This window comes from Pseudomonas sp. NPDC087626, from assembly GCF_044743405.1.
Taxonomy (GTDB): domain Bacteria; phylum Pseudomonadota; class Gammaproteobacteria; order Pseudomonadales; family Pseudomonadaceae; genus Aquipseudomonas.
Map to the genome: position 1 here is coordinate 24,380 of NZ_JBIUWJ010000048.1, position 12,632 is coordinate 37,011.

At 58.6% G+C, this 12,632-nt stretch carries 8 protein-coding genes and 1 pseudogene; 1 reads left to right on the top strand and 8 read right to left on the bottom strand.

The annotated features are described in order from the left end of the window. On the bottom strand, window positions 1-1,221 hold the full coding sequence (locus ACIOVD_RS26535) for an aspartate aminotransferase family protein (protein ID WP_095171547.1): 1,221 nt from the start codon (window positions 1,219-1,221) through the stop codon (window positions 1-3). A gap of 306 nt (window positions 1,222-1,527) precedes the next feature. Here ACIOVD_RS26535 and ACIOVD_RS26540 point away from each other — a divergent pair, with 306 nt between their 5' ends. Then, a complete protein-coding gene (locus ACIOVD_RS26540) occupies window positions 1,528-6,558 on the top strand; it encodes a dermonecrotic toxin domain-containing protein (protein WP_401131093.1) in 5,031 nt (1,676 codons plus the stop codon). 57 nt (window positions 6,559-6,615) lie between these two features. Here ACIOVD_RS26540 and argR read toward each other — a convergent pair whose 3' ends face one another. The 7 genes and pseudogenes from argR to ACIOVD_RS26575 all read right to left on the bottom strand — a co-directional run bounded on the left by argR (window position 6,616) and on the right by ACIOVD_RS26575 (window position 11,966). Beyond that, window positions 6,616-7,596, bottom strand: coding sequence for a transcriptional regulator ArgR (gene argR / locus ACIOVD_RS26545; RefSeq protein WP_095171543.1), 981 nt, complete (start codon window positions 7,594-7,596; stop codon window positions 6,616-6,618). A gap of 98 nt (window positions 7,597-7,694) precedes the next feature. Then, window positions 7,695-7,808 (bottom strand): annotated as a pseudogene (locus ACIOVD_RS26550) (outer membrane lipoprotein carrier protein LolA); the annotation flags it as partial. A 6-nt stretch (window positions 7,809-7,814) separates the two neighbouring features. Beyond that, window positions 7,815-8,579: an ABC transporter ATP-binding protein gene (locus ACIOVD_RS26555; protein ID WP_095171542.1), complete on the bottom strand. Its 765-nt coding sequence runs from the start codon at window positions 8,577-8,579 to the stop codon at window positions 7,815-7,817. A gap of 23 nt (window positions 8,580-8,602) precedes the next feature. Continuing rightward, entirely contained in the window at window positions 8,603-9,715 is a 1,113-nt protein-coding gene (locus ACIOVD_RS26560; RefSeq protein WP_401131096.1) for a succinylglutamate desuccinylase/aspartoacylase family protein, read from the bottom strand. Between the two features lies 1 nt (window position 9,716). Then, entirely contained in the window at window positions 9,717-10,415 is a 699-nt protein-coding gene (locus ACIOVD_RS26565; protein ID WP_095171538.1) for an ABC transporter permease, read from the bottom strand. Beyond that, window positions 10,412-11,101 (bottom strand): ABC transporter permease, encoded by a 690-nt coding sequence (locus ACIOVD_RS26570; protein ID WP_095171536.1) that lies wholly within the window; start codon window positions 11,099-11,101, stop codon window positions 10,412-10,414. Before ACIOVD_RS26570 ends, ACIOVD_RS26565 begins: the two co-directional genes overlap by 4 nt. A gap of 91 nt (window positions 11,102-11,192) precedes the next feature. Beyond that, window positions 11,193-11,966: an ABC transporter substrate-binding protein gene (locus tag ACIOVD_RS26575; protein WP_159994201.1), complete on the bottom strand. Its 774-nt coding sequence runs from the start codon at window positions 11,964-11,966 to the stop codon at window positions 11,193-11,195. Window positions 11,967-12,632: the final 666 nt, after the last annotated feature.

A 12,632-nucleotide genomic window follows, 5' to 3' on the forward strand; every position in this document is an offset into this window, starting at 1 on the left:
TCAGGCTTGTGTCAGTTTGGCGGCAGCGCGTTCGAAGCGGTCCAGACCGGCATCGATATCCGCGTCTTCAACCACCAGGCTCGGCGCAAAACGAATCACGTCCGGGCCGGCTTGCAGGATCATCAGGCCTTCTTTTTCAGCGGCGTTGAAGATGTCCTTGGCCTTGCCTTTCCAGGCATCGCTCAGCACGCAACCGATCAGCAGACCCAAACCACGGACCTGAGTGAACAGACCGTACTTCTCGCCGATCTGCTCCAGGCGCGCCTTGAACTTGTCGTGCTTGGCATTCACCCCATTGAGCACTTCAGGGGTGTTGATCACGTCGATCACCGCTTCGGCCACTGCACACGCCAGCGGGTTGCCACCGTAAGTGGTGCCGTGGGTGCCGACGACCAGGTGCTTGGCCAGGTCTTCGGTGGTCAGCATGGCGGCGATCGGGAAACCACCGCCCAGGCTCTTGGCGCTGGTCAGGATGTCCGGCGTCACACCGTAGTGCTGGTAGGCGAACAGCTTGCCGCTGCGGCCCATACCGGTTTGCACTTCGTCGAACACCAGCAGGGCGTTGTGCGCGTTGCACAGTTCACGGGCCCCTTGCAGGTACGCCAGCTCGGCCGGCAATACCCCGCCCTCGCCCTGGATCGGCTCCAGCACGACGGCGCAGGTCTTGTCGGAAATCGCGGCTTTCAGCGCGGCCAGGTCGTTGTACGGCACGTGGCTGATGCCGGTGATCTTCGGACCAAATCCATCGGAGTACTTGGACTGGCCACCAACGTTGACGGTAAACAGCGTACGGCCGTGGAAGCTGTTGAGCGCGGCGATGATTTCGTACTTCTCAGGACCGAAACGATCATGGGCGACCCGACGGGCCAGCTTGAAGGCGGCCTCGTTGGCTTCAGCGCCGGAGTTGCAGAAGAACACGCGCTCGGCAAAGGTCGCGTCGATCAGCTTATGGGCCAGGCGCAGGGCCGGCTCATTGGTGAACACGTTGGACACGTGCCACAGCTTGTTCGCTTGCTCGGTCAAGGCACCGACCAGTGCCGGGTGGGCGTGACCCAATACGTTGACGGCAATCCCGCCGGCGAAGTCGATCAGCTCGCGACCGGACTGGTCCCAAACGCGGGAACCTTCACCACGCACTGGGATGAAAGCGGCAGGCGCATAGTTGGGAACCATAACTTGGTCAAAATCGGCGCGTTGTACCGCAGCGTGCTCAACGGACATCGGAGTCTCCTGATGAGAAACACCCGCCTGGAACTGGCGAGCTTGGTGAGGATTGTAAGGACAGTTTCCGGCTTGGCCTTGCCGCCAAGCGACAACTTCTTATAGCGCAAAACCCGCTTTTGACCGGGTTTACGGCAATGCGACAAATAGCGTCGCAAAGGCGCAGTTTAAACTGCCTGCGCAGGTTAGAGGCAGGATTACCGGGATTTGATTTCGAGCCGTGTGTCCGCCCGTAATTATGTAGCGCACCCTGGCCGTTGCCCTCTGATCTGCTTGGCATTCTTTAGACAGCCAAGGATGAACACGATGTCATTACCTGAAGGACACCCCCCCGCAACCACACTCAACACCCACCACTCAGAACACCCCGACAGCCACTATCTGCCCCTCAGAAACGCCGTTCCCGACTGGCTCGCCAAGGCATCACCCGCCAGGCGCCAGGCCCTCAAACGCACACGACCACAGTTGCCCGACCGCTTGACCACGGCACCGGCCGACCAGCATACCGAGCTCAACACTCTCAACGCCGCTCACTGGAGCGCACAAAATGCTGTGGACCTGGCGCTGGAACGCCTGCAAGACGTCAACAGCTTCGCCGAAGCCTTACTCAGGAATGCGCTGAAAACCCGCTTCAACCTGGAGGTGGACGTCAAGAAAACCTTCTTGCGTCTGTATATCCCCGCGACAATCCCCTGGCTCCCGATTAAGTCTGGAGCCGCCCGGACCTGGACGGTTTCGTTGCTGGACGCGGCGCTGCACAACTTTGAAAGCAAAGAAACCGAAGCCGACGCCTACGCACCTGACTCAACTTTCATCACTGAACCCTCGGCCATCGGGCAATTCACCATCCTGCCCGCACTCAAGGCAACGATCGGTATCCCGGCATTTACCCGACTGTGTCGGGAACTGGATATTGGCGCCCAATACAAGACTTACCTCGAAGACAACCTGGGCGTCTCCAACCCGGTTGTCACCACCCTCCTCCAGCCCAAAGTCATCCAGAGCCAGAAAGCCGCACTAAAGGCGGCGCTGAAATTTGCACAGATGAACGGCAATATTCAGGCAGATTATTTTCTGTTGATTCAGGGGCTGCTCGAGGGCTTGCAAGGCATGAGGCTGGACGGTGAAACGTTGCTTTGTCACGACCTCAGCATCATGTCCTCCGAGCTCACCGGCATCGTGCTGTTTGCCCCCAACCTTGAGCAGAGCCGCAGGCCGGTGCGAGTGGTGGCCTATGTCCCGGATGATCCCAATCACCCGATCAGGGAGTACCCGTCGACCGCTGATTTCATGTGTACGCTGACTGAACAACTGCGCGATGCCAACTATCAGACATTCTTCAGCCGGTTCGTTGCCCACGAATATCGAGGCTATTTCTTTAGCAATCTCGCCAATCGGCTCACGCAAGTCACCTGGCATCAACACCAACAGGGTGACCCGCTGGCTTCATGGCGCGAATCCGCCATCGACAACCCCGACCTGCAGTTCTCTTCTACCCCCATCAGACGCACGCTGTGGCAGCACCTCTACCAGGAAAAACTGAACAAAATCCTCAATGATGCACGGGTCATCGCCGTATCGACCGCAACAGCTGATCAGAACGCCCGCTGGGCGCTGTGGGACTCTTTCGTCAACATCGCGACATCGATCCTCGAGATCGCAGTGCTCGTGATAACCCCCTTCGTACCTTTTGCCGGGGAATTGATGATGGCCTACATGGCCTATCAGTTACTGGACGAGACATTCGAAAGTATCGTTGACTTGGCCCAAGGCCTGAAAAGTGAAGCCTTTGAGCATTTCATGGGCGCGGTCGAGTCGGTCATCCAAATGGGCACCTTTGCCGCCGGTGGCATGGTCGCGGCGAGCGAATTCCGCACTCTGCTGCCCAAGGAAATTGTCGCCTTCATCGATCAATTCAAAACGGTCTCGGCACACGGTGGCAAAACCCGGTACTGGCAACCGGACCTCAGCGCCTACGAGCAGAAAGTCGAGTTGCCAGCAGGCTTCAAGCCCGACGCCCAGGGCATCTATCGGCATCAAGGCAAACGCATTGTGCAGATCGAGGACAAATACTACGCCGTGCAGACAGCGAGCAGCGCGGACAGCCATTACCTGCAACACCCCAACAGACCTGACGCCTATCAGTCACCGCTGAAACACAATGGCTCAGGCGCATGGAAAACCGAGCTTGACCAACCGCTGCATTGGGACAAGACAAAGCTGGCGCGCCGTCTCGGCTACAAGGTTGATGCCTTCACCGATCTTGAACTTGACCAGGCCCTGCACATCAGCAACACCCATGAAGACGTTCTGCGCAAGATGCATGTCCATAGCGAGTCTGAACCGCCCCTGCTGACAGACACCCTTGAACGTATGCGAATTGAAAAAGATATTCAGAACCTGATCGATCAGCTCAACAGCGACGACCCTCTGGAATATCGCAAAGCCGATCCGCAAGCCCAGTTGCAATTGCTGACGAGCTACGGTCTTTGGCCAGAAACCAAAGCGCTACGCTTTCTCAATACAGAGGGAGAGTCGGTCTGGGAATTCTCCGCGAAGGAACACCTGCCAGTCGTACAGATACACGAGGCCCAACTGCGTAATGGCGATTTGCTTAAAACCATACTGGAGACCCTTGACCAGAGTGAGATCAAGACCGTATTCGGTGAAAGCTTCGGCGATCCGACAATCAACATCGATGTTCGCGTCAGAAACCTGAGCAAAAAACTCGGGCAAATCGCCGAAGACAAACGCGCCTCGCTTTTCGAGTCACGCTATAGCGGACAGGCGGCCACACAGCCGCCTCATGTCCAGACAATCATCAAGGCGGCACCGGAGCTTCCCCTGAGCGTTGCCCGGGAACTACTGAGCCGGGCCAGCGGCGATGAGCTTAAAGAAATCGATCGCGGGCATCTGCCAAAGCGTCTGGTGGACCTTGCACACCAGGCCAATGAAGAGGTGCGAGTGACGCGCGCGTATGAAGGGCTTTATCTGGATTCGCCAGACTCGGCAGACACCAAAACGCTGGCGCTGCGCTCGCTCGAACGATTACCCGGCTGGTCTACCGAGGTGCGGATCGACGTTCATGACCAAACCTTTGACGGCCCACAGGTCGACAGCATAGGTGACGTCCAGGCCCCAATCCGCAAAGTACTGGTGCTGACCAGCGATGGCCGCTACCAGGCCTACGACACCGAAGGCCTGGAACTGTCTGGTGCCATCGACCTTTACTCCGCCACATTGCAAGCCTTGCCGGACGCCCAGCGAAACAGCCTGAGCATTCATATTGGCCAAAACACCAAACTGAAGCAGGCAATCCGAGACAATCCCCTGGAACGAGCCGAATTTCGAACAGTCCTTTCACTCCCGCCCGCACCCGAACCGATCATTGAAACCCTGCGCTTGCTAGGGGCCGAAGGGTATAGCCGCAGTTCCGGCGGGCAGCCACGCACACTTGAAGATCGAGCACGGGAGCTTTATCCCAACCTTTCCCCGGAAGCTATCCAGACCCTGCTTCAACGACTGCAAAGCCACCCCAATGGCCCGCGCGCGGAACTCTCACGCCTGCGCAACGAGTATTACCAACTACAGGATGACCTGCATATCTGGGCCAATAACCCGCCCGCCGTGCACCCGATAACCAACGTTGCACTCAGTGAACAGGAATTACTGATAGAAACACAAAACCGCCGATTGCTCAGGGAGCAAATACTCCGCTGCTGGCGCCGGGAGACTGCGCTCTTTGATGACGCATTGGGAGCCGAGGGCGGGCATGTCTTCGAGTTTTCCCAGCCGATCATCGGCGATCTCCCCATCCTGAGCGCCGACTTCAGCCATGTTTCCTCCATTTCGCTCCAGAACAGCGCGAGCGCACACTCCATTGGCCCTTTCCTGGAACGCTTCCCGGGTCTGCGCCAGCTGGAACTGCGCAACTTTACCCTGCTGGAACTACCGCAGCCGATCAATGCGCTGCCGGAACTCGAGGAACTGGTACTGAGCGATTGCGGCCTTGTACTCACCGCCGAAAGCCAGGCAACACTGTCATCGCTGAGCAAGCTTTCCGTTCTGGACCTGTACAACAATCCATTGGGGCTCACACCCAATCTGGCCACCATGCCTGAGCTGACCTACATCGACCTTTCCAACACCGGAATTTCCAGCATTCCAGACGGGCTGGTGAATCACCCTCACATTCGAACAGCCATTTTCAATAACAACCAGATCACCGAATTACCCGCTGCCCTCTTCGACCTTCCCGGCAACATCAGTGAGGGATTTGATTTTGGCAACAACCCACTGTCCCCGCTCACCCGTGAACGTGTAAAGATTCACTACAGCCGGACCGAGAAAGACTTTGGGGTCTATGCCGAACAGGCCGATATCGATCGAGCCAAAGCCCTGTATCCCAGCCTGGACAATGAAGAAGCCAGTGATTTCATCTATCGCTTACCCGGAACACTGACAGACGGTCGAGCCGACCTGACACGCCGCGAAGTTGAGCTCACCAGACTCCGTAACGACCTGAGTCTATGGACGGCCAATGTGCCGGACACCCACGCCGTTACTGGCGCCCCCATGACGGCCGACGAGCTGTTTGCCGAGCACGTCAAAAGAGATGAATTCAAGCAAAAGCTGGAACAGTGCTGGCGCCAGATACCAATCGAGAGCGTAGCCGTCAGCGAATATGGCTTCACCTCACACCTGACAATCATGGGCGACTTGCCGGTGCTAACAGCGGACTTCGGACATGTGCCAGAAATATACCTGACGAGCGCAGGAGGCATTGCCCCGCGAATCAGCCGATTCCTGGAAGCTTTTCCGAACCTGGACAGCCTGACCGTGCGCGGATACCAGCTGGATAATATCCCCGATAGCGTCTTCAGAATGAGCAGGCTGACGGCACTGATCCTGCCTGAGTGCAGGATCACCCTGACCCAGGAAATCGTCGATGCATTGGCGAGCATGAATCGTCTTGACCACTTGAATCTGCGGGACAATCCGCTAGGCCTTAGCCCCGACCTCAGCCAGATGACGGATATCTCCTCATTGGACCTTAGCCATACAGGCATCACCGAGATCCCTAGAGGAGTGTTGAGCATCAACTCCTGGACGGATGTCGACCTGAGCTACAACGCCATTACCGAGATGCCCGTCGAGCTCATGGAGGTCGATCCCGATGTCGGTGAAAGCTTTGACTTCAGTGGCAATCCATTCACCGAGCAAAGCATGCAACGCATCGCCGCTTACTACCACGCAACCGAAAATGACCTGGGGTTCGAGCAAACCGACCTACCCGCCCCCATTGATCCGGCGCCTGATACAGATATTGAAACCTGAGTACTCGCTATTGAGTCAGGCCATGGGGAGCTCGCGCTCCCTGTGGCTAACCGCGGTCTAGCCGCGTTCCGAAGGCACGGACGATAGTTCGAACGGGCTGCTGCTGCGCCGCTGGTTACGGTCTTCACGCGGTGTGGCGCCGAAGAAGTTACGGTAGGCGCTGGAGAAGTGCGGGCCCGAGGAGAAACCACAGGACAGGCCGATCTGGATGATCGACTTGCTGGTCTGCATCAACATCTGCCGCGCCTTGTTCAGGCGCAGCTCGAGGTAATACTGGCTCGGCACGCGGTTGAGGTACTGCTTGAAAATCCGCTCCAACTGCCGACGGGACACGCACACATGCTGGGCGATTTCGTCGGTGGTCAGCGGCTCTTCGATGTTGGCTTCCATCAGCAACACGGCTTGCGTGAGTTTTGGATGGCTGGAGCCGAGGCGATTCTGCAAGGGAATGCGCTGACGCTCACCTCCTTCACGAATCCGCTCGACCACCAACTCTTCCGACACTGCTCCGGCCAGCTCGGCCCCATGGTCTCGCGCCAAAACTGCCAGCAACAGGTCAAGCACCGACATCCCGCCGCACGCCGTCAGGCGATCGCGATCCCAATCGAACAGATGACTGGTGGCAATCACCTTGGGGAAGCGCTCGGCAAAATCGTCCTGCCAACGCCAGTGCACCGCAGCGCGGTAACCGTCGAGCAGACCCAATTGCGCCAGGGGATAGACACCAGCCGACAGACCGCCAATCACACAACCGGCGCGCACCAACTGCTTGAGCGCACTGCTCAGGGCCGGTGCCAGCGCGGAGGGAGGCTCGTCGGCGAGCAGGAACAGCTTCTGGAAGTTTTCCAGCTTGCCGCTCCAGGCCTCGCCAGGCAATTGCCAGGCCCCCTCGCTCGGGGGTTCGGCCTGCAGGAACACCAGTTCGTAAACCACTTCCGGATGCACGCGCTGAGCAACACGCAAGGCCTCCTCGGCCAGCGCCAGCGTCAAGGCTTTAGTGCTGGGCCAAATCAGGAAACCAATTTTGTGGGCGGTCATGGAATGCTATCCGAAGCCAGTAACAGTAATGAAGACAAAGGCCAATGCTAGCCCGTAAACCAACACAAATCTCAAAAAACGATGAAGACCCGCTCCTCTGTAGGAGCGAGCTTGCTCGCGAAAAACCTGAGAACGCCACGGAGCATCAGGCTTCCCGCGTTATCGTTGACGATCTTCGCGAGCAAGCTCGCTCCTACAGGGCGAGACAGCAGCCTTGACTATTTCAAGCTGCCGGAGAGGAATTGCTGCAGGCGTTCGGACTGTGGATTGACCAGCACTTCGCGCGGGTTACCACTTTCCTCGACCACACCTTTGTGCAGGAACACCAACTGGTTCGAGACTTCCCGGGCAAAACCCATTTCGTGGGTCACCACCACCATGGTCCGGCCTTCCTGGGCCAGGGCCTGCATGACCTTGAGCACGTCGCCAACCAGCTCCGGGTCGAGCGCCGAAGTCGGTTCATCGAACAGCATCACCTCAGGCTCCATCGCCAGCGCCCGGGCAATCGCCACGCGCTGTTGCTCGCCACCGGACATATGGCCCGGGTAGGCGTCCTTGCGATGGGACACGCCGACCTTGGCCAGGTACATCTCGGCCTTTTCCCGCGCCTGGGCCTTGGACATGCCCAACACGTGCACGGGCGCTTCCATGATGTTTTCCAGCGCGGTCATGTGCGACCACAGGTTGAAATGCTGGAACACCATCGACAGGCGCGAACGCATGCGTTGCAGTTGCTTGGGGTCGGCCGCCTTCATCGCGCCGTCCTTGCCGGCCACCAGCTTCAACTCTTCGTTGTTGAGCAGGATCTTGCCCGCGTGCGGCTGCTCCAGCAGGTTGATGCAGCGCAGGAAGGTACTTTTGCCGGAGCCACTGGAGCCGATGATGCTGATCACATCGCCTGCCGCTGCCTTCAGGGACACGCCCTTGAGCACTTCGTGACTGCCATAGCGTTTATGCAGGTCTTGGACTTCAAGTTTGTACATGCTGTCGGTTCTCACAAAAACAGTCAGTCGTTGAGCAAGCGCCCGTGACGCAGCGCTTCGCGCCCCGCCACCTTGGCCAGCCAGAAACCGGGTTGGGCATACCGCAGCCGTTCAACGGCAAACAGCACGCCGGCCGTACCAGCACACACGGTGCTGACCCGATCAGCCAAAGGATCAATCACTTCAAAAATCTGCTCACCGGCCTCGACCCACTCGCCCGGCTCACGCAAGAAACTCACCACACCCGGATGCGGCGCAAACAGCAGCTCGGTGCCTTCGAACGGCAGCCCTTCGCAGGCTTCGTGCAATGGGGCCGGCCATTGGCCCTTGATCAGGCCCTGCTCGGCAAGGAACGCCAGGATGCCCTCGGCGTGAGCTTCGGCCTGGGCACGCCCAGTGTCTGCCTGACCGCCCAGCTCGATGGTGGTCGCCAGGCATGCCAGGGGAATCTGCGCCTGGGGAAACTGCCGGGCCAAACGCAGCCACGGCAACGAGCAGGCTTCATCAAAGGAGCTGCCGCCGGAGTCTTCCGCCAGCAACCCGACCCGCACATTCAAGTGCGCGGCCAGCGAACGCCACTGCGGCCAGTGCTGCGGCAAGGCATACATGTGCAGCGCGGCTTCGGCGTCGCAATGCAGGTCCAGCACCACGTCGGCGGTGCAGGCATGGCTCAGCAAGATCCGCTGCATGCCCTGCAATTGACTGCTGGGCGCGGGCAATGCGGCCAGCGCATCACTCATGGCCTGGCGGATCAACTGGACATTGGCGTGCGGATCATCCCCCAGGCGACCTTCGAGCTGCGCGGCCACCGGCGCACTCAACTCGACGAAATCACGGTTGAAATTCTTGCCGCTGCCCGCCTCGAAACGACCTTGGTGGTTGCCCTGGAGCAACTGCCCAAGGCCCAGCGGGTTGGCCACCGGTACCAGCTCGATCACCCCGTTGAGGGCACCTTGGGCTTCGAGTTCGCCCAAGCGCTTTTTCAGCTCCCAGGCCGTGCGCATCCCCGGCAATTCGTCGGCGTGCAGGCTGGCCTGGATATAGGCCTTGCGCTCGCCAGCGCCGAAGCGGAACACCGAAACATGGCGCTCGCTACCCAGGTGGCTCCACGGCAACTGATGGTCAATACGTTCCATATCAGTGCTTCCGTGGGGCCATGTAGCCCAGCCAGCGGCGCTCGGCCATCTTGAACAGGCGCACCAGGATAAACGTCAGGCACAGGTAGAACACGCCGGCGGTGATGTAGGCTTCGAACGGCAGGTAGTACTGGGCGTTGACGGTACGCGCGGCACCGGTGATGTCGATCAGGGTGACGATGGACGCCAGACTGGTGGTCTGCAGCATCATGATCACTTCGTTGCTGTACTGCGGCAGCGCCCGGCGCAAGGCCGATGGCAGCAGGATGCGCTTGTACATCTTGAAGCGCGACATGCCCATGGCCTTGGCTGCCTCGATCTCGCCATTGGGCGTGGCCCGCAGGCTGCCGGCGATGATTTCGGCGGTGTAGGCGCTGGTGTTGACGGCAAAGGCCAGGCACGCGCAGAAGGTCGCGCTCGACAACCATGGCCAGAGGAAGCTCTCGCGCACGGCTTCGAACTGGGCCAGGCCGTAGTAGATCAGGAACAGCTGCACCAGCATCGGCGTGCCGCGGATCACGTAGGTGTAGAGCCAGGCGGTCATGTTGATGACCGGCTGCTTGGACACCCGCATCAAGCCCAGGGGCAAGGCGCACAGCAGGCCGAAGAACAGCGACAGCCCGAGCAGTTTCAAAGTGGTCAGCAGGCCGCCGAGGTACAGCGGCAGTGCCTCCCAGATGACGTTGTAGTCGAAGATCATAGATCAGCCGCCCTTACGCCTACCGAGTAGCGCTTCTCAAGGTGACGCAATGCCAGCAACGAGACACTGGTGATCACCAGGTACATTGCCGCCACCGCGAGGAAGAAGGTGAAAGGCTCGCGGGTGGCATCTGCCGCCTGCTTGGCCTTGAACATCATGTCTTGCAGACCCACCACCGAAATCAGCGCAGTGGCCTTGGTCAATACCAGCCAGTTGTTGGTAAAGCCGGGAATCGCCAGGCGAATCATCTGTGGTACCAGGACTCGGAAGAACACCTGGAAGCTGCTCATGCCGTAGGCCATGCCCGCTTCGGCCTGCCCCTTGGGGATCGCCATGAAGGCACCACGGAAAGTTTCCGACAGGTACGCACCGAAGATGAAACCCAGGGTGCCGATACCGGCGACCAGCGGATTCAGGTCGATGTAGTCGTCATAACCAAGCAACGGCGCCACGCGGTTGAGCAGGTCCTGACCGCCGTAGAAAATCAGCAGGATCAGTACCAGGTCGGGAATACCGCGGATCACCGTGGAGTACAGATCGCCCAGCCAGGCCAGCCAGCGTACCGGCGACAGGCGCAATGCGACCCCGATCAGACCCAGAACAATGGCCAAGGCCATGGACGACAAGGCGAGCTGAAGCGTCAGCCATGCGCCATCGAGGATGACAGCCCCGTAGCCTTTCAACATGATTCAGGTCCTCGAAAATTGGGATGAAAAAATGGCGCAAACCTCAGAGATCCTGTTGCTTGCGCCATTTCGGACTTGTCGCTGCGACGATTTACTTGCCGTAAATGTCGAAGTCGAAGTACTTGTCCTGGATTTGCTTGTACTTGCCATTCTCGCGAATGCCAGTGATCGCGGTGTTGATCTTGTCTTTCAACGCATCACCCTTGCGTACTGCGATACCCACGCCGTCGCCGAAGTATTTGACATCGGTGAAGGCCGGGCCAACAAACGCGAAGCCTTTGCCAGCGTCGGTTTTCAGGAAGCCATCATTCAACAGGGTAGCGTCTGCCACGGTGCCGTCGAGGCGACCGGCAGCCACGTCCAGGTAGATCTCGTTCTGCGAACCGTATGGCTTGATTTCCGCACCCAGCGGGGCCAGGACTTCACGAGCGAAACGCTCGTGAATCGAACCGCGCTGCACACCGATGTTCTTGCCCTTGAGCTCGGCCAGGTTGTCGCCAACCTGAGTGCCGGCCTTCATCACCAGGCGTGCCGGGGTGTTGTAGTACTTGTTGGTGAAGTCCACGGACTTCTTGCGATCTTCGGTGATCGACATGGACGACAGGATGGCGTCGATCTTGCGCACCTTGAGTGCCGGGATCAGGCCGTCGAACTCTTGCTCGACCCAAACGCACTTGACCTTCATCTCTTCGCACAAGGCGTTGCCGATGTCGTAGTCGAAACCAACGATGCTGCCGTCCGGCGACTTGGACGCGAACGGAGGGTAAGCCGCCTCGATACCAATTTTCAGAGGCTTTTCATCGGCGAACGTTGGCAGGGACAGCACGGACAGTGCCAGGGCGCCAAGAAGCACGAGTTTCTTCATCTTAGGACTCCATCGGTAAAGGGCGAAAACGGCAGAGTGAGCATCAGCCCAATATGCGAATGGGTTAAACGTAAAAAACGTTGCTGCGTCCTGGTCGGCGCGCGTTGTTTTCAACGCGGACAACGACGAGCGAGTGATCGGCATTCTAACGACAGGCCCGAAGTCGATATTTCTTCAATGCGACAACAAATTACAGAAGCACCGAGAAACAGGTTTGAGCACATTGACAGCCCTTGAAGTTTATGCAAGAGCAAAAGACATTGAACCGATCTATGTTGCAAATTGCGGGCCTATTATTGGCAAACCCTTCTAATCCGGCAAGCGCAGCGTAATGTCATATTTTTCATACCCGCTTCAAAGGCCCTAAAACGGGGCCTTTCGTTTCCCATCGCCCCGAAATTCAGCCAGCGGTTACACATTTCAGCGCCGAGGTAACGCCCGGAAACGCCCCACAGGCAGGTCGATATTTATTCGCCCGGTGCTTGCACAGGCGTTTATCGGTCGAGCGCTCCGAGTTCACAACGCAAATGTGTAAACGCCCACACCTACGAAAAAGCCCCGCTCGGCGCAATGCCGGCGGGGCTTTTGGTGACTCGAGAACCGCGCTTACGCGACGTTCATGGTCTTGTGAGTATCGATCAAATGCTGCACCACACCCGGGTCGGC

Excerpts from the sequence above, each read along its gene's own strand:
- ACIOVD_RS26535 (WP_095171547.1), bottom strand. The coding sequence starts at position 1,221 with ATGTCCGTTGAGCACGCTGCGGTACAACGCGCCGATTTTGACCAAGTT.
- ACIOVD_RS26540 (WP_401131093.1), top strand. The coding sequence starts at position 1,528 with ATGTCATTACCTGAAGGACACCCCCCCGCAACCACACTCAACACCCAC.
- argR (WP_095171543.1), bottom strand. The coding sequence starts at position 7,596 with ATGACCGCCCACAAAATTGGTTTCCTGATTTGGCCCAGCACTAAAGCC.
- ACIOVD_RS26555 (WP_095171542.1), bottom strand. The coding sequence starts at position 8,579 with ATGTACAAACTTGAAGTCCAAGACCTGCATAAACGCTATGGCAGTCAC.
- ACIOVD_RS26560 (WP_401131096.1), bottom strand. The coding sequence starts at position 9,715 with ATGGAACGTATTGACCATCAGTTGCCGTGGAGCCACCTGGGTAGCGAG.
- ACIOVD_RS26565 (WP_095171538.1), bottom strand. The coding sequence starts at position 10,415 with ATGATCTTCGACTACAACGTCATCTGGGAGGCACTGCCGCTGTACCTC.
- ACIOVD_RS26570 (WP_095171536.1), bottom strand. The coding sequence starts at position 11,101 with ATGTTGAAAGGCTACGGGGCTGTCATCCTCGATGGCGCATGGCTGACG.
- ACIOVD_RS26575 (WP_159994201.1), bottom strand. The coding sequence starts at position 11,966 with ATGAAGAAACTCGTGCTTCTTGGCGCCCTGGCACTGTCCGTGCTGTCC.